The sequence below is a fragment of the Isoptericola sp. NPDC056134 genome, from assembly GCF_042264825.1.
Lineage (GTDB): Bacteria > Actinomycetota > Actinomycetes > Actinomycetales > Cellulomonadaceae > Isoptericola > Isoptericola nanjingensis.
This window is the reverse complement of sequence record NZ_JBHJVM010000001.1, coordinates 222,287-238,060: the sequence shown is the minus strand read 5'-3', so window position 1 is coordinate 238,060 and position 15,774 is coordinate 222,287. Positions and strand designations below refer to the sequence as shown.

Below are 15,774 nucleotides of genomic sequence, written 5' to 3'. Positions count from 1 at the left end.
TGTTTAGACACCTCCCCAGGGGGAGGGGGGGGGGGGGAAAAGGTTTTTGTTTGGGTTTTTGTTTTTTTTGGGTGGGGGGGGGGGGGAGGGGGGGGGGGCGGGGCGCGCCACCCCCGCGCCCGGGCCTGATCAGCCGCGCCGCACGCGCACCTCGTGCTCCCCGTGTCCGACGACGGCGGGCGCGGCGCCCGGCACGTCCAGCTCGGCGGTGGTGCCGACCGGCACCACGCACCGCACCACCAGCTCCGTTCCGTCCGCACGGTCCTCGATCCGCCACGCGACCTCGGCGGTGCCGTACGGCGTGACGTGCCGGGCCGAGGCGTGGGTCAGCCCGCCGCCGGGGCGCGGGGCGACGCGGAAGGTGCGGTACCCCGGGTCGAGCGGCGCGAGGCCGGCGACCACCCGGTGCAGCCAGTCGGCCACCGAGCCCAGCGCGTAGTGGTTGAACGACGTCATCTCGCCGGGGTTCACCGTGCCGTCCGTGAGCATGCTGTCCCAGCGCTCCCAGACGGTCGTGGCGCCCAGGTCCACCATCGCCAGCCACGACGGCGACGCGTGGCTGAGCAGCAGCGCGTACGCGGCGTCGAGCTGCCCGGTGCTGCTCAGGGCGTCGGCGACCAGCGGCGTGCCGGCGAACCCGGTGCCCACGGTGTTCCCGCCGTCGCCCACCAGCGCCGCGAGCCGCTCGCCCGCGCGGCGGCGCGCGTCGTCGCCGTCGAGGAGGTCGAAGACGATCGACAGCGCGTGCGCGGTCTGGGTGTCGTGCATCGCGTCGCCGCTGTCGACGTAGCGCTTGCGGTACGCGGCGGCGACCTCGTCGGCGAGCTCCCCGTAGCGGGCGTCATCGTCGTCGCGGCCGAGCGTCCGGGCCATGTCCGCGACGGCCCGCGCCGAGCGGGCGAGGTAGGCCGTGGCCACGAGGTGCGGGTCGGTCTGCGCGCGCAGCGGGTCCTCGGGCGGGGCCGTCGGGTCGAGCCAGTCGCCGAGCTGCATCCCGGTGTCCCACAGCCGGTCGGGCCCGGCGAGGCCGGCCACCTTGTCGACCCAGGTGACGGCGCTCGCGTACTGCCGCTCGAGCAGGCCGACGTCGGCGGAGTCGCGGTGCAGCGCCTCGGGCACGAGGGTCGCGGCGTCGCCCCACCCGGCGATGTCCTGCGTCGGCTGCCAGTACGTGCCGCCGGGGATCCACGGCACGTACACGGGCACGGTGCCGTCGAACCGCCGCTGCTCCGCGGACAGCGACCGCAGCCAGTCGGCGAGCATCCCGTGCACGTCGTAGAGGAACGCGGCGGTGGGCCCGAACGCCTGGATGTCGCCGGTCCAGCCGAGGCGCTCGTCGCGCTGCGGGCAGTCGGTGGGGACGTCGACGAAGTTGGAGCGAAGGCTCCAGACGACGTTCTCGTGCAGCCGGTCGAGCGCCGGGTCGCTGCTGGCGAACCAGCCCGTGCGGGCCATGTCGCTGTGCAGCACGCGGGAGACGATCGCCGGGGCGTCCGCGCCGGGCCAGCCGGTGACGTGTGCGTACCGGTACCCGTGCACGGTGAACCGCGGCTCCCAGGTGATCCCCGTGCCGTCCGTCACGACCTCGTCGGTGGCGGCCGCCTCGCGCAGCGTGCGCGTGTACAGGGTGCCGTCCTGGAGCACCTCGGCGTGCCGCACGCGCACCACGGTCCCGGCGGGGGCCGCGGGCACGACGAGGCGCGGGCGGCCGGAGTGGTTCTGCCCGAAGTCGACGAGCCAGCCGCCCTCGCCGTCCGGGCCCGGCGCGCGCGTCACGCTCACGGGCGCGAGCTCGCCCGTGCAGCGCACCGGCGGGCCGTCGGAGGCCGCGAGCACGGACCGGTCCAGGGGGTGCACGACGACGGGCGACCAGGCGGCGTCGTCGAAGCCGGGCTCCGACCAGCCCGCGGGGAGCAGGCGCGCGTCGAACGTCTCGCCGTCGTACAACGAGGCGCGGGTGAGCGGGCCGGGGGCGCTGCGCCACGCGGCGTCGCCGCCCACCACCACGGTCCCGGCGTCGGTGACCACCTCGAGCTGGGCGAGCACGCCCACGTGGTCGCCGTACAGGTTGCGGTGACCGCCCTCGAAGCCGTACCGGCCGCGGAACCAGCCGTCGGCGAGCCAGGTGCCGAGCGCGTTCGCGCCCGGGCGCACCAGGTCGGTGACGTCGTAGGCGTACACGCGCAGGCGGTCGTCGTAGGGGGTCCAGCCGGGCACGAGCACGTCGGCGCCGACGCGCCGCCCGTTGAGCTCCGCCTCGACCAGGCCGTGCGCGGTGAGGTGCAGGCGCGCGGACCGCACCGCGTTCCCGGGGACGTCGAACCCGCGGCGCAGCAGCGGGGCGCGGCGCGTCTCGACCGGTCCCTCGTCGTACCCGGGGCCGACCAGGTCGGCCGTCCAGTCGGCCGCGGTCAGCCCGCGCTCGACGACGGCGGGCTCGCTCCACGGGCCCCAGCCGCCGTCGTCCGCGGTCCCGTCCGCGCCGCCGTCCCGGGTGCGCACGCGCACCTCGGCGCGCGCACGCGGGGCGAGGGGCGCGCCCGGCCATGGCACGAGGACCTGCGCGTCGCCGTCGACGACGGCGGCCGCGTCCTCGAGGACGGTGCCGTCGGGCGCCGTCGTGCGCCAGGCGACCTCGTACGCCCCCTGCCGGTAGGCCGGGTGCGCGGCGTCGAGGTGCCAGGACAGCCGCGGCCGGTCCTCGCCGGCGCCGAGGGCGGGCTGTGCGTGGTGCTCGACGCGCAGTGCGGGGGCGGGGACGGTCATCGGGCTCCTTCGTCGGTGCGGACGGCGGTGGTGGACGGCGCCGGCGCGGCGGGCTCGTCGTCCGCGACGCGCGGGTACCGGGTGATCCAGAAGCACCCGATCACGCCACCCACGGCGATGCACGCCGCCACGAACACGAACAGCACGTTCGGGCTGGCCGCGAGCAGGGTGGGCGTCCACAGGGCGACGACGGCGGCGACCACGCGGGTGAACGCGATCATCACGCCCTGCGCGGTGCTGCGGTAGGTGGTGGGGATGAGCTCCTGCGCCCACACCTTGAACATCGGCTCGCCCGCGACGGCCCCCGCGATGGAGCCGACGACGCCCATGGTCACCAGCGTCCAGACCTCGACGCCGAAGACCACCGGGACCAGGTAGCCCAGCGTGTAGAAGACCGCCATGACGGCGAACCAGCGCATGCGGTGCGCGCCGTCCACGATCCGCATCAGGCCGTAGGTCGCCGCGAACGCGATGGCGAAGGTGACGAACCCGACCGTGGAGGCGAACCGCACGGTGGAGCCCGCCATCTCCGTGTACATGAGCGTGGAGAACTGGCCGCCGGTGTTCGCGCCCACGTTGACCAGGGCGTAGAAGAGCGCGACGGCGACCATCGGCATGAGGTACGGGCCGCGCAGCAGCCGCTTGAGAGTGCCGAGGTCGACGGCCTCGGCACCGGCGCCCGCGGTGCCCGCGTGCGCCGCCTGCCAGCGCGACGACTCCGGCATCCCGGCCCGCAGCACCAGCACGACGAGGGCGAGCACCAGCAGCTGCCCGTACATGATCCGACCGCCGGTCATGCCCATGCCGCCGACGACGATGCCGAACAGCTGCGCGGCGATGATGCCGACGAGCCACAGGATGTGGGAGAACGAGATGAGCTTGCCGCGGTGCTCGGGCGGCGCCTCCTCGGCGATCATCGCGAGCGACGCGGGAAGGTCCGCGCCGACGGCGAGGCCGAGCAGCACGACGCCGGCGTAGAGCGCCCCGGTGCCGGGCGCGGCCACGAGGACCGCGGCGCCCGCGACGTACACCGCCATCGTGGTGAGGAAGACCCGTTTGCGGCCGAACAGGTCGGCCAGCCGGCCGCCCACGAGCGCGCCCGCCGCGATCATGAACGTCAGCAGGGCCGAGTACTGGCCGAACTGCGCGTCGCTGATGCCCAGGGGCTCCTTGTACAGCACCAGCGCCGTGCCCGTCGTGATGATCGCGCCGGCGTCGAGGTACGACGCCATGCCTGCCACCGTGGTGCGGTACCAGGTCCTGCCCGGGATCTTTCCCGGTGCCGTCGAGGTCGTCATCGTTCTCCCACTTCTACTTTGAAGCGCTTCAAATTGAGTCGTTTCACGAGGATGCCGGGACCTCGCCCGCATGTCAACAGCCGACCACGTGCCTACGGTGCACGCATGAGCCGAAGGTCCGACAGCCGCGAGCGCCGCCGGCGTCGTCGCGACCAGCTCACGCCGGACCAGCGCGCCGACCGGCTCAAGGAGCGCGTGTACGTCACGTTCGCGGCGCTGGCCGTGGTGCTGGCGCTCCGGGGCCACGTCGAGGGCCTCGTGCCCGGTCGGGCCGCGACCACGCTGGTCATCACCGTCGGCGGCACGCTCCTCGCCGTCTTCCTCGCCGACCTCGTGTCGTACGTCGTCGTGCACAACCACCTCCCGACGCGCGCCGAGAGCCGCCACATGGTGGGCGTGGTCTCGAGTGCCGGCGGCGTCGTCGTGCTGCCCCTCGTGTTCCTGGGGGCGGCCGCGAGCGGGGCGTGGACGACGGCGGGCGCGCTCACCGCCTCGACCTATGCGCTCGTCGCGAGCCTCGGCCTCGTCGGGTACGTGGCCGTGCGGCGCGCGGCGATCCCCACGTGGCAGAAGTGGCTCCTCCTGCTCGCCGAGGTGGTGCTCGGGGTCGTGGTCGTGGGCCTCGAGGTGCTCGCGCACGGCTGAGCGAGCCGTGGCGCCGCGCGCCCGGCCGACGCGCGGACCAGGCGCGACGGTGGAACGATCGGCCGCAGCACCCGGTAGGCCCGACCTCAGGAGGACACGAGTCATGGCGCCTCAGGACACCGCGACGTCGACGGGCAGTGCGACCACGAAGGTGTCGCTCCTGACCCTCACCGCGATGGTCGTCGGGTCGATGGTGGGGGCCGGGGTGTTCTCGCTGCCGCGCCGGTTCGCGCAGGAGACGGGCGTCATGGGCGCCCTCATCGCGTGGGTCGTCGCGGGCGCGGGCATGCTGATGCTCGCGTTCGTGTTCCAGCGGCTCGCGATGCGCAAGCCCGACCTCGACGCCGGCGTCTACGCGTACGCGAAGGCGGGCTTCGGCGAGTACACGGGCTTCTTCGCGGCCGCCGGCTACTGGGCCAGCGCGTGCGTCGGGAACGTCACCTACTGGGTGCTCATCATGTCGACGCTGGGCCAGTGGATCCCCGCCCTCGGCGCCGGGGACACGGTGCTCGCGCTCGCGCTGTCCACCGTCGGCCTGTGGCTGTTCTTCCTGCTGGTACGGCGCGGCATCAAGGAGGCGACGGCGATCAACCGGATCGTCACCGTCGCCAAGGTCATCCCCATCATCGTCTTCGTCCTGCTGGCGCTGTTCGTCTTCGACCCCAGCGCGTTCGCGGAGAACTGGGGCGGCGCCGACTACGCGGGCTCCCTGTTCGACCAGGTGCGCGGCACCATGCTGGTGACGGTCTTCGTGTTCCTCGGCGTCGAGGGCGCGAGCGTCTACTCCCGGCACGCACGCCGGCGCGAGGACGTCGGCCGGGCCACGATCCTCGGCTTCGTGAGCGTGTTCGCCATCTTCGCGTCGGTGACGATCGTGTCGTACGGCATCATGCCGATGGCCGAGATCGCGGAGCTGCGGCAGCCGTCAATGGCGGGGGTGCTCGAGGCGGCGGTCGGCGAGTGGGGCAGCGTCTTCGTCGGCGTCGGCCTCATCATCTCCGTGCTCGGGGCGTACCTGGCGTGGACGCTCATGGCGGCGGAGGTGCTGTTCGTCGCCGCCAAGGACCGCGACATGCCGCGCTTCCTCACCCGGTCGACCGACCGCGACGTGCCCGTCAACGCGCTGCTGCTGAGCACGTCGCTGTCGCAGGTCGTGCTGATCCTCACGTACTTCTCCGAGGACGCGTTCGACTTCGCGCTCGACATGACCGCGGTCATGACGCTCATCCCGTTCCTGCTCGCCGCGCTCTACGCGGTGAAGCTGCGCGCCACGCGCGAGACCTACGACGGCGCGCCGCCGTCGACCCTGCGCGGGGACCTGGTGGTCACGGTCCTGGCGACGGTCTACACGGCCTTCCTCGTCTTCGCCGCGGGCCTGAGCCTCGTGCTGGTCTCGTTCCTCTTCTACGCGCCCGCGACGATCCTGTTCGTCATGACGCGGCGCGAGCAGGGGCGCAAGGTGTTCGCCCCCGCCGAGCTGGTGCTGTTCGTCGTCGTGGTCGCGATCGCCGTCCTCGCGGTGGTCGGCCTCGCCGCCGGCTGGATCTCGATCTGACCGTCCCCGACCTCACCGTCCGTCCGACCGAAAGGTTCTCCCCATGACCACCGCACCGTCCGCGCAGCCCGCCGCCCCGGCCCACGGCGTCCACTCGGAGGTCGGCCGGCTGCGCAAGGTGCTGGTCTGCTCGCCCGGGCTCGCCCACGAGCGGCTCACCCCCACGAACTCCGACGACCTGCTGTTCGACGACGTCATGTGGGTGGAGTCCGCGCAGCGCGACCACCTGGACTTCGTCAACAAGCTCACCAACCGGGGCGTCGAGGTGGTCGAGCTGCACGACCTGCTGGCGCAGACGATGGCGATCCCGCAGGCGCGGGACTGGCTGCTGGACCGCAAGGTGGTGCCGAACCAGGTGGGCCTCGGCCTGGTGGAGGGCACGCGGGCGTACCTCGAGTCGCTCACCGAACGGGAGCTGTCGCGCTTCCTCATCGGCGGGCTGTCGACGCACGACCTGCCCGCCGACTTCCGCAGCGACTACGTGAACCTGGCCCGCGAGTCCACCGGCACCCCCGAGTACCTGCTGCCGCCGCTGCCCAACACCCTGTACACGCGCGACACGACCTGCTGGATCTACGGCGGGCTCACGCTCAACCCGCTGTACTGGCCGGCGCGCAAGGAGGAGACGCTGCTGATGAAGGCGGTCTACTCCTTCCACCCCGAGTACGTCGGCTCGCGGGTGTGGTGGGGCGACCCGGAGCAGGAGTGGGCGCAGGCCACGATCGAGGGCGGCGACGTCATGCCCGTCGGCAACGGCACGGTGCTCGTGGGCATGAGCGAGCGGACGTCGCGGCAGGGCATCACCCAGTTCGCCAAGGCGCTGTTCGAGGGCGGCGACGTCGAGCAGGTCGTCGTCGCGGGGATGCCGCGGCTGCGCGCGGCGATGCACCTGGACACCGTGTTCACGTTCGCCGACCGCGACCTCGTCACCGTCCACCCGACGATCGTCGACGGCATCCACGCCTTCACGCTCCGGCCGTCGGACGCGGAACCCGGCGTGGAGGTCACCGACGAGGGCGACACCCCGTTCGTCGACGTCGTCGCCCGGTCGCTCGGGCTGCCGAAGCTGCGCGTCGTGGAGACGGCGGGCGACGTGTACGCCTCCGAGCGCCAGCAGTGGGACTCCGGGAACAACGCCGTCGCCCTCGAGCCCGGCGTCGTCTTCACCTACGACCGCAACACCCTGACCAACGCGGCGCTGCGCCGTGCGGGCGTCGAGGTGATCACCATCGTCGGGGCCGAGCTGGGCCGTGGGCGCGGCGGCGGGCACTGCATGACCTGCCCCATCTCGCGCGACCCGATCGATTGGTGACCGACTGACCTGCGCCCGTGCGGAATACGCGTGGCCCAGGTCACTGTTCGACCCGTCGTGACCCTCCTGACGCGCGCCGCCGCCTTCCTCCACGAGCTCGACGTCCTCGAGGCCCTGGAGGCCGCGACCGCCGTGCAGGTGGTCCTCGCGCGCGAACCCGGCCGGCCGTGGCGCGGCTGGGTGGTGCAGCTGGGTCACGACCTGTACGTGCGTGCCGCGCCGGGCGCTGCCCTGGGCACCGCCGGTCGTGCTCACCTCCAGGTCGACGGCACCCGGCAGCCCGTGGTGCTCGCCGAGGTGGCCCCGGAGCTGCACGGGTTGCTCGACGACGCCTACCTGGCGAAGTACGGCCGGTGCGCGCCGGAGAAGGTCGGCGCGGTCACGTCCGACGTCGCCGCCGCCAGCACGTTCCGCGTCCGGCTCCGGCGCGCGACCTGGGGCGAGCGGATCGCCCAGGCCGTCGACGCCGGACGCCTCGCCCGGCGCGCGCGGCGTGCGCCGGAGCCCTGCCCGAGCTGCTAGGCGGGCTCGGCGACGCGTTCGAGGCGGGCGTCGAGCATCCGGACCGTGGTGTCGACGGTGGCGAGGGTCGACGCGTCGTGCGACACCAGCAGCGTCGCCGCACCGGTCTCACGGGCGAGGCCGGTGATGAGCTCCACCACCCGGGTGCCGCGTTCGTGGTCGAGCGCCGACGTCGGCTCGTCGACGAGCAGCACCTCGGGTCGGCCGACGAGGGCGCGCGCGATCGCGACGCGCTGCCGCTGACCGCCGGACAGCTGAGCGGGCCGCTTGCCCGCGTGGTCGGCCACGCCGACGGCGTCGAGCAGCTCCAGGGCCCGCGCCCGCACGCTCGACGGGCGGCGGCCCCGCAGGTGCGCATGCAGCTCCAGCTGCTCCAGCGCGGTGAGCGAGCCCAGCAGCTGCGGCGACTGGAACACCATGCCGATGCGGTCCAGGCGTGCCCGGGTCGCGTCCGCGACGCTCGTGGTGGGCGTGAAGACGACGTCGTCGCCGATGCGGACCGCGCCGCGGGTGGGGTTCGTCAGCCCGGCGGCCACGGCCAGCAGGCTGGACTTGCCCGCCCCGGACGGGCCGAGCAGGGCTGTCGTCGTGCCGGCCGGGACGGCGAGGTCGACGTCGTCCACGGCGGTGAGCGTGCCGTCGCCGTCGGGGTAGACGAGGGTGATGCGGTCGAGGTGCAGGTCCATCGGGATCCTCCTGTGAGCTGTCTGTGCGAGCGATGTCAGCGCGCCGCGAGCGCGGCGTGCGGGTCGATGCGGGTGATGCGGGCGATCGAGACGGCGGCGCCCGCCAGGCCGAGCAGCACCAGGGCGGCGGCCGGCACCAGCGTCGTCGCGGCCGTCACGACCACCGGGACGACGTCCGGCAGCAGCGACGCCCCCGCGACCGTGAGTCCGGTGCCCACCGCCACGCCGCCGACCAGCAGCACCGCCGCCTGCCCGAGCGCGTCGCGCAGCAGGTAGCGGGTCGAGGCCCCGAGCGCCTTGAGCACCGCGACGTCGCCCGAGCGGCCGATCGTCCAGACGGTGAAGAACGCGCCCACCACCAGCGCGGAGATGACCAGCAGGAAAGCCTGCATCGTCGACAGCGACGTGTTCTCGCCGGCGAACGACGCCACCGCCGAGCGTGCGTCCGACGTCGTGACCGTCGTCGTGCCGAGCGTGGCGTCCGCGCCGGCCAGGTCGGCGTCGGCGACTCCGTCGTCGGCCGTGGTGAGTGCGACGACGGTCGCGACGTCGTCGTCGCCGGTCGCGCCGCGCGCGCCGACCGCCTGCCAGTCGTCGAGCGTGGTCCACACGACCGGCGTGTGCGAGAACGACTCGTCGGCGTCGACCGTCGCGGCGACCGTGAGCTCGGCGCCGCCGAGCGTGACCGTGTCGCCGGTGCTCGCGCCGAGCGCGTCCGCCGCTCCGGGCGTGAGCACCACCGTGCCGGGGTCGACGTCGACCCCGCCCGGCACGAGGCCCGAGCCGTCCGACACGCCCAGCGCGGTGACGGACGCCGTCGTGCTGTCCGAGCCGGCGCGCGTCGTCGCGAGGCCCAGCGGCTCGGCCGACTCCACGCCGGGCACGTCGGCCCAGCCCTCCCACTGGTCGCTCGTCACGCGGGACGCCGTGAACTCGGGCGAGTCGCCGGCGGTGGGCATCGAGAACGCGAGGTGGTCGGCGGGCAGGTCGGTGACCGCCGACGTCGACTCGCGGGCCAGGCCCGCCGTCAGGGACGCGAGGAACGTGACCAGGAAGGTGATCAGCACGATCACCACGGACATGAGGACGAAGCGGCCACGAGCGTGGCGCAGGTCGCGCAGGGCGACGAACACGGGAGGACCTCCGAGGTCGAGGGGACGGGGTTGACTCCAGCCTCTGTGGCACGCCGCCCGCGATCATCGGGACCCGGGGTGATCCTGCGGCGTCGAAGGGTGGCCCCCGCGCTCCACCTTTCGGACGATGCGCCGGCGCGCCGCGCGGCTACCGTGGATCGGGTGATCCACCGCCCCCAGCCGTCGGCGACGCGCGCCCTGATCCTGGGGCTCGACGTCCTGCTCGCGGCGCTCGCCGTGGTCGCCGTCGTGCAGGCCCCGCCCGGGCGGACGTGGCCGTCCGTCGTGGTGGCCGCGGTGCTCGTCGCCGTGTACGTCACCGGACGCCGGGCGGTGCGGGTGCACGACCGGGCCGTCGACACCCCGCGCGGCGCCTGGTGGCCGGACTCCGCGTGGATCGCCGCCCTCGTGGTCCCGTGGGTGGTGCTGCTGTGGCTCTCGCCCGCCGCCCTCTGGCTCGCCTTCCCGCTGATGATCCTGCAGATGCACGTGCTCGGGCCGCACCGCGGCGTCCTCGCCGTGGGTGTCACGACGGCGCTCGCCGTCGCCGAGGGCCTCCTGGTGCAGGCCGACGCCGACGACCCGTGGACCGGGTTCGTGCTCGGCCCCGTGCTGGGTGCCGCCGTCGCCGTGGGCGTCGTGCTCGGGATCGAGGCGTTCGTGCGCGAGTCGCAGACGCGGCAGCGGACCGTGGACGAGCTGACCCAGGTGCGCCAGCACCTCGCCCAGGCCGAGCGGGAGCGGGCCGTCACCGAGGAGCGGGCCCGCCTGGCGCGCGACATCCACGACACCCTCGCCCAGTCGCTGTCCGCGATCGAGCTGCTCCTGCGGGCCGCAGACGACGCCGTCGGCACCGACGACGCGAGGGCCCGAGACCTCGTCGGCCAGGCCCGCGGCGCCGCCCGCGACAGCCTCGCCGAGGCGCGCCGCGTCGTGCAGGACCTCACGCCGCCCGACCTCGACCGCACCACCCTCGTCGCCGCGCTGCGCCGTGTGGCGGCGCGGCAGCCCCTGGACGTGTCCGTGCGCACCGCCGGCGACGTCCGGCCCTTGCCCGTGCCCGTCGAGACGGCGCTGCTGCGCGTCGCCCAGTCCGCGCTCGCCAACGTGGCGCAGCACTCGGGTGCAGGTCGTGCCCGGCTCACGCTCACCTACGAGCGGGACACCGTCACCCTCGACGTCGTGGACGACGGTCGCGGCTTCGACCCGGAGGCCGTCGCGCGTGCCGCGGGGGCCACCGGGCGCGGCTTCGGGCTGCCGTCCGTCCGGTCGCGGGCGCAGGAGCTGGGTGGCAGCGTCGCGCTCGAGACGTCGCCGGGCGCGGGCACCGCCCTGGCGGTCACGCTGCCGGTGGAGGTGCCATGATCGACGTCGTGCTCGCGGACGACCACCCCGTGGTGCGCGCCGGGCTGCGGGCCGTGGTGGACGGGCAGCCGGACATGCGCGTCGTGCACGAGACCGGCACCGCCGAGGACCTCCTCGCCTGGCTCGACGACGGCGGGCGGGCCGACGTCGTCCTGCTCGACCTGCGGTTCGGCGACGCCGGCCCGGGCGGGACCCGGCTCGGCGGCGCCGAGGCGACCGGGACCGTGGTGCACCGGCACGCGACGCCGGTGCTCGTCGTCACCACCTACGGCACGGACGCCGACATCCTCGCCGCCGTGGAGGCGGGGGCCACCGGCTACCTGCTCAAGGACGCGCCCACGGAGGAGCTGGCCCGCGCCATCCGCTCCGCCGCGGCGGGCGAGGTCACCCTCGGGGCCGACGTGCAGCGACGGCTCCTCGGCCGCATGCGGTCGCCGGGCGAGGCGCTCAGTGCCCGCGAGCTCGAGGTGCTGCGCCTCGTCACGGCCGGCCGCTCCAACGACGCCATCGCGCGCGAGCTCTTCGTCTCCGTCGCGACCGTGAAGTCCCACCTGGCGCACATCAACACCAAGCTGGGCACCCAGTCGCGCACCGAGGCCGCCGCCGTCGCCCGCGAGCGCGGGATGCTCTAGCGGCGCGTGCCGCGAGCGACTGCCAACAGCGGAATCCCGTTGCCCGGCGTCACCCGGCTCGGGCAGAGTCCGGCCATGACGATCCGCTACCCGCGCCCCCTCCGTCCCGGCGACACGATCGGCGTCACCGCGCCGTCGGCCGGCGTCGTCCCCGCCCTCCAGGAGCGGCTGCTGCACGCCGCCGACGTCGTGCGCGCGAAGGGCTACGACGTGCGGCTCGGCGAGACGCCCACGGGCGAGGGGATCGTCAGCGCGCCGGCGGAGGTGCGCGCGGCCGAGGTCACCGCGATGCTCACGGACCCGGCGGTGCGCGCCGTCGTGCCGCCGTGGGGCGGGGAGCTGGCGACGGACCTGCTGGGACGCCTCGACTGGGACGTCCTCGGCGCGGACCCGACGTGGCTGGTCGGGTTCTCGGACGTCTCGACCCTCATGCTGCCGCTGACGCTGCGCACCGGCGTCGCGACGCTGCACGGTCAGAACCTCATGGACACCCCCTACGACGTGCCGGAGGGCATCGTCGGCTGGTGGGACGTCGCCGCGTCGGCGCAGGACGGCGGGGCGCTGGCGCAGCGCTCGCCGCGCCGGTTCCGCTCGTCGGGCTGGGACGACTACGAGAACGAGCCGGAGGTGTCGACGTGGACGCTCGACGCCGCCGGCTCCTGGCTGCGGCTCGACGGCGAGGACCCGGGCGCGCCGGTCGACGTCCAGGGGCGGCTGATCGGCGGCTGCCTGGAGACCGTCTCGCTGCTCGCGGGCACGCCGTACGGCGACGTGGCCCGGTTCGCGGCGGAGCACGCGCCGGAGGGTCTGGTCGTGTACCTGGACATCCTCGAGTGGGAGGCGCTCGAGGTCGGCCGGGCGCTGTGGGCGATGCGGCACGCGGGCTGGTTCGACGCGGCGCGCGCGGTGCTGGTGAGCCGCACGCACGCGCCGGACTCGGACGGCTTCACCCAGCGCGACGCCGTCCGGGACGCGCTGGGCGACCTGGGGATCCCGCTGCTCGCGGACGTCGAGTGCGGGCACGTGCCGCCGTACCTCGCGCTGGTGAACGGTGCGCTCGCGCGCGTGCAGCACGGGCCCGAGGAGTCGGTGATCACCCAGCGGCTCGTGCCATGACCCTCACGCTGCTCGGCGACCACCGCGACCACCCCAGCCACCGGAGCTCGACGCCCTCGTGCCGCGCCTCGCGGACGAGCTCGGCATCGAGGCCGAGCGGGTGCCCACCGACGCGCCGTTCGACGTGCGCGCCTACGACGGGATCTGGCTCGTCCCCGGCCCGCTCGTGAGCCCGTCGCCCCGGGGAGACGATCGGATCGAGGTGCGCGAGGGAGGGCAGGATGGGCGGCGATGACGAGCCCGGCGCGTCGGCGGCGTTCGCGGCGCTGCTGCGCGACTGGGGTGCCGCGATCGTGGCCAACGACGCGCCGGCGATCGACCGGTTCCTCGACCCGGGCTGGACCCTCGTCGGGACGGACGGCGCGGTGCAGGACCGTGCCGGTTTCCTCGGCCTCGTGGCATCGGGGGAGCTGGTGCACACCCGGATGTCGGCGGAGCTGGTGTCGGTGCGCGTGCACGACGGCGTCGCGGTCACGCTGGCCCGCGGGGTCTCCGCGGGCGCGTGGTGCGGGGCGCCGTTCCGGGACGAGGAGTGGTCCGTGGACACGTTCGTGCGGCACGGCTCCGGGTGGCGCTGCGTCCATACCGTCGTGGTGCCGGCGTCACGGTAGGGGCCGGGGGCGCCGTCAGGTTCAGGTCGCGAGCGAGCCGCGGACCACCGAGTCGCTGGAGTGCGCGGGGTCGCCGTCGAGGGGCTCCTCCGAGACGTCCACCACGGAGTAGGCGGCGAGGTCGAGCCCCTCCGGGACGTCGAACCGTCCTTCGCCGCTCTCGAGCACACCGAGGCTCACCAGACCGCTGACGTCGGGCGTGAGCAGCCACACCTCCCGGTACGTCCCCTCGGGCGCGGGGGCGTCGACCGAGACGACGATCTCGCGGCGCCCGTCCGCCGTGGTGCGCAGCACCGCCTCGCCCGAGGACCCCGCCCAGTCGGGCAGCGGGTCGAGCGTCGCGCTGGCGACCGTGGTCTCCGCCGGCTCGAGGGTGCGCCGTTCCCACAGGACGCCGCCGACGAGCCCGAGGACCAGGGCCGTGCACGCCGCGACGAGAGCGGGCACCCAGGAGCGTCGCGCCCGCCGGGCCGCGAGCTGGTCGGTCACCGGGGCGGGGGCCTGGTCCGGGGGCTGGCTCGCGGGCACGTCCCTGAGCCCCAGCTCCGCGTGGACGCGCGCCCAGACCTCCGGGCCCGGGGGGACCAGCTCGGGCGCGGTGCCCGGGGCGCGCATGCGGGCGGACACCCGCTCCAGGTCCCGCACCGTCGCGGCGCAGGCAGGGCAGCCGGCGAGGTGGTCGCGCTGCGCCGGGTCGAGCACGTCCTCGCCGAGCGCGCAGAGCGCGAGCGTCTCGTCATCGATGTGCGGCACCGTCCACCTCCAATCGGTCGCGCAGCCGGATCAGGCTTCGTCGGACGTGACTCTTGACGGTACCGAGCGGCAGGTCGAGCTCGTGGGCGATCTGGACGTGGGTCAGGCCCCGGAAGAACGCGAGGCGCAGGATGGTCCCGGCGGGGTCGCCGAGCATCCGGAGCTCGTCGTCGAGGACGATCCTGTCGGCCACCTCGTCGACCGGTGACTCGGCGGGCGGTCCGCCCGGCGCGGCCTGGCGGACGGCGTCCTGGGACCGCCGCGCCCGGGCACGGGCCTCGTGGGCGTCCGCGACGGCGTGCCGGGTGATCCCGACCAGCCACGCCGGGAGCCTGGACCGCTCGGGGTCGTAGCGGTGCCGTCCGCGCCACGCCGAGACGAAGACCTGCTGCGTGACGTCCTCCGCGTCGGCGCGCGAGCCCAGCGACCGGAGCGCGATCGTGTGCACCAGCGCCGACCACTGCCGGAAGGCCTCCGCGAGCGCGGCCTCGTCGCCGTCGGCGAACCGTCGCCCCAGGCGCTGCACGTCGAGACCCGCGTCGTCGAGCTCGGCGTCGTCGCGCTTCAGGGCGTGTCCTCGAAGTGGGTCAGCGGCCGCGGCAGACGGTCGACCGCGGTGGGGCACGGCCGATCGTACGGCCGCCGGGGTGGGCGGGCCACCGGGTCGGGGAGCGCTGCGAGGCGCCCTCATCCCCGGAGGACCGCGGTCACCACGACGTTCTCCGTGTACGACCGGGCGCGGGCGTCCCACGCGCCGCCGCACGTCACCAGGACGAGGCGGGGTGGACCCCCCCGGTCGAAGACGTCGTCCGGGACGAGCGTGGTCTTCGCCGTGGCCTCGGTCCGTTCCACTGTGTAGGTGTAGGTGCTGCCGTCCGCCGTGCGTACGCGGGCGGTGGCACCGGGTTCGGCGGCCGCGAGGCGGGCGAAGGGGCCCACCTTCTCGGCGTCGTCGACGTGCGCGGCGACGACCGTCGCGCCACCGTCGCTGGCGGGCGCCGCCCCGAACCGGTACCAGCCGGCGACGTCGGCGGAGCCCGGTAGGTCCATCCGGCCCCGGTCGTCCACGCCGACGGCGCGGACGCGGACGTCGATGCCCAGCGCGGGAACCTCGACACGGGTCGGCGCCGGCGGGGCCGGCGGGGGGACGTCGCGCGCCGGCCGGACGGGCGCGAGGGCGACGGCCGGGGTGGGCGGGGCCTCGGGCACCGCCGCCGTCGTGTCGGCCGCCTGCGGGGGTGCGTCCGGCGTTGCGGCCGGCCGGTACGCGCTGGGGCCCGGGGCACAGGCGGACAGGGCGAGCGCGAGCGCGACCGCCGTGGGGGGGGGTGGGGGGGGGGCGCGCTGCTCCTCCCCCCTCCCCAATCGTTTGTGTGTATA

16 protein-coding genes are annotated in these 15,774 nt (G+C 74.7%); 9 read left to right on the top strand and 7 right to left on the bottom strand.

The features are described 5' to 3' along the window. Window positions 1-129: 129 nt before the first annotated feature. The gene (locus ACFCZN_RS01015) at window positions 130-2,766 is read right to left on the bottom strand and encodes a glycoside hydrolase family 78 protein (protein ID WP_430555533.1); all 2,637 of its coding nucleotides are present in this window, start codon (window positions 2,764-2,766) and stop codon (window positions 130-132) included. Further along, window positions 2,763-4,064 (bottom strand): MFS transporter, encoded by a 1,302-nt coding sequence (locus ACFCZN_RS01010; RefSeq protein ID WP_430555532.1) that lies wholly within the window; start codon window positions 4,062-4,064, stop codon window positions 2,763-2,765. The genes ACFCZN_RS01015 and ACFCZN_RS01010 overlap by 4 nt, the downstream gene beginning before the upstream one ends. Window positions 4,065-4,169: 105 nt before the next feature. Here ACFCZN_RS01010 and ACFCZN_RS01005 point away from each other — a divergent pair, with 105 nt between their 5' ends. The 4 genes from ACFCZN_RS01005 to ACFCZN_RS00990 all read left to right on the top strand — a co-directional run bounded on the left by ACFCZN_RS01005 (window position 4,170) and on the right by ACFCZN_RS00990 (window position 8,098). Continuing rightward, the gene (locus ACFCZN_RS01005; protein WP_430555531.1) at window positions 4,170-4,709 is read left to right on the top strand and encodes a hypothetical protein; all 540 of its coding nucleotides are present in this window, start codon (window positions 4,170-4,172) and stop codon (window positions 4,707-4,709) included. 103 nt (window positions 4,710-4,812) lie between these two features. Next, complete coding sequence (locus ACFCZN_RS01000) at window positions 4,813-6,264, top strand: basic amino acid/polyamine antiporter (RefSeq protein WP_430555530.1); 1,452 nt, start codon at window positions 4,813-4,815, stop codon at window positions 6,262-6,264. A gap of 43 nt (window positions 6,265-6,307) precedes the next feature. Further along, window positions 6,308-7,576, top strand: a complete 1,269-nt coding sequence (locus ACFCZN_RS00995) for an arginine deiminase (protein ID WP_429762949.1) — start codon at window positions 6,308-6,310, stop codon at window positions 7,574-7,576. A 57-nt stretch (window positions 7,577-7,633) separates the two neighbouring features. Then, window positions 7,634-8,098 (top strand): DUF2255 family protein, encoded by a 465-nt coding sequence (locus tag ACFCZN_RS00990; protein WP_430555529.1) that lies wholly within the window; start codon window positions 7,634-7,636, stop codon window positions 8,096-8,098. Here the strand turns inward: ACFCZN_RS00990 and ACFCZN_RS00985 are convergent. Both ACFCZN_RS00985 and ACFCZN_RS00980 read right to left on the bottom strand, forming a co-directional pair. After that, window positions 8,095-8,784, bottom strand: a complete 690-nt coding sequence (locus ACFCZN_RS00985; RefSeq protein WP_429762951.1) for an ABC transporter ATP-binding protein — start codon at window positions 8,782-8,784, stop codon at window positions 8,095-8,097. The two genes, ACFCZN_RS00990 and ACFCZN_RS00985, sit on opposite strands and share 4 nt — an antisense overlap. Window positions 8,785-8,819: 35 nt before the next feature. Beyond that, the gene (locus ACFCZN_RS00980) at window positions 8,820-9,917 is read right to left on the bottom strand and encodes an ABC transporter permease (protein ID WP_430555528.1); all 1,098 of its coding nucleotides are present in this window, start codon (window positions 9,915-9,917) and stop codon (window positions 8,820-8,822) included. Between the two features lie 162 nt (window positions 9,918-10,079). On the opposite strand from ACFCZN_RS00980, the gene ACFCZN_RS00975 reads away from it, so the two are divergent. The 5 genes from ACFCZN_RS00975 (at window position 10,080) to ACFCZN_RS00955 (ending at window position 13,641) form a co-directional block, all read left to right on the top strand. Continuing rightward, window positions 10,080-11,282 (top strand): sensor histidine kinase, encoded by a 1,203-nt coding sequence (locus ACFCZN_RS00975; protein WP_430555527.1) that lies wholly within the window; start codon window positions 10,080-10,082, stop codon window positions 11,280-11,282. Beyond that, window positions 11,279-11,914, top strand: coding sequence for a LuxR C-terminal-related transcriptional regulator (locus ACFCZN_RS00970; protein ID WP_429762955.1), 636 nt, complete (start codon window positions 11,279-11,281; stop codon window positions 11,912-11,914). Before ACFCZN_RS00975 ends, ACFCZN_RS00970 begins: the two co-directional genes overlap by 4 nt. A gap of 75 nt (window positions 11,915-11,989) precedes the next feature. Further along, window positions 11,990-13,030, top strand: coding sequence for a S66 family peptidase (locus tag ACFCZN_RS00965; RefSeq protein ID WP_429762956.1), 1,041 nt, complete (start codon window positions 11,990-11,992; stop codon window positions 13,028-13,030). 58 nt (window positions 13,031-13,088) lie between these two features. Further along, window positions 13,089-13,265, top strand: a complete 177-nt coding sequence (locus tag ACFCZN_RS00960) for a hypothetical protein (RefSeq protein WP_430555526.1) — start codon at window positions 13,089-13,091, stop codon at window positions 13,263-13,265. Continuing rightward, the gene (locus tag ACFCZN_RS00955; protein ID WP_430555525.1) at window positions 13,252-13,641 is read left to right on the top strand and encodes a nuclear transport factor 2 family protein; all 390 of its coding nucleotides are present in this window, start codon (window positions 13,252-13,254) and stop codon (window positions 13,639-13,641) included. Before ACFCZN_RS00960 ends, ACFCZN_RS00955 begins: the two co-directional genes overlap by 14 nt. A gap of 21 nt (window positions 13,642-13,662) precedes the next feature. Here ACFCZN_RS00955 and ACFCZN_RS00950 read toward each other — a convergent pair whose 3' ends face one another. The 3 genes from ACFCZN_RS00950 to ACFCZN_RS00940 all read right to left on the bottom strand — a co-directional run bounded on the left by ACFCZN_RS00950 (window position 13,663) and on the right by ACFCZN_RS00940 (window position 15,603). Further along, on the bottom strand, window positions 13,663-14,394 hold the full coding sequence (locus ACFCZN_RS00950) for an anti-sigma factor domain-containing protein (RefSeq protein ID WP_429762958.1): 732 nt from the start codon (window positions 14,392-14,394) through the stop codon (window positions 13,663-13,665). Then, window positions 14,378-15,019, bottom strand: coding sequence for an RNA polymerase sigma factor (locus tag ACFCZN_RS00945; protein WP_430555524.1), 642 nt, complete (start codon window positions 15,017-15,019; stop codon window positions 14,378-14,380). The genes ACFCZN_RS00950 and ACFCZN_RS00945 overlap by 17 nt, the downstream gene beginning before the upstream one ends. Window positions 15,020-15,081: 62 nt before the next feature. Further along, the gene (locus tag ACFCZN_RS00940) at window positions 15,082-15,603 is read right to left on the bottom strand and encodes a class F sortase (RefSeq protein WP_430555523.1); all 522 of its coding nucleotides are present in this window, start codon (window positions 15,601-15,603) and stop codon (window positions 15,082-15,084) included. Between the last annotated feature and the right edge of the window lie 171 nt (window positions 15,604-15,774).

Coding starts and splice junctions, on each gene's coding strand:
- ACFCZN_RS01015 (WP_430555533.1), bottom strand. CDS start 2,766: ATGACCGTCCCCGCCCCCGCACTGCGCGTCGAGCACCACGCACAGCCC.
- ACFCZN_RS01010 (WP_430555532.1), bottom strand. CDS start 4,064: ATGACGACCTCGACGGCACCGGGAAAGATCCCGGGCAGGACCTGGTAC.
- ACFCZN_RS01005 (WP_430555531.1), top strand. CDS start 4,170: ATGAGCCGAAGGTCCGACAGCCGCGAGCGCCGCCGGCGTCGTCGCGAC.
- ACFCZN_RS01000 (WP_430555530.1), top strand. CDS start 4,813: ATGGCGCCTCAGGACACCGCGACGTCGACGGGCAGTGCGACCACGAAG.
- ACFCZN_RS00995 (WP_429762949.1), top strand. CDS start 6,308: ATGACCACCGCACCGTCCGCGCAGCCCGCCGCCCCGGCCCACGGCGTC.
- ACFCZN_RS00985 (WP_429762951.1), bottom strand. CDS start 8,784: ATGGACCTGCACCTCGACCGCATCACCCTCGTCTACCCCGACGGCGAC.
- ACFCZN_RS00970 (WP_429762955.1), top strand. CDS start 11,279: ATGATCGACGTCGTGCTCGCGGACGACCACCCCGTGGTGCGCGCCGGG.
- ACFCZN_RS00965 (WP_429762956.1), top strand. CDS start 11,990: ATGACGATCCGCTACCCGCGCCCCCTCCGTCCCGGCGACACGATCGGC.
- ACFCZN_RS00955 (WP_430555525.1), top strand. CDS start 13,252: ATGGGCGGCGATGACGAGCCCGGCGCGTCGGCGGCGTTCGCGGCGCTG.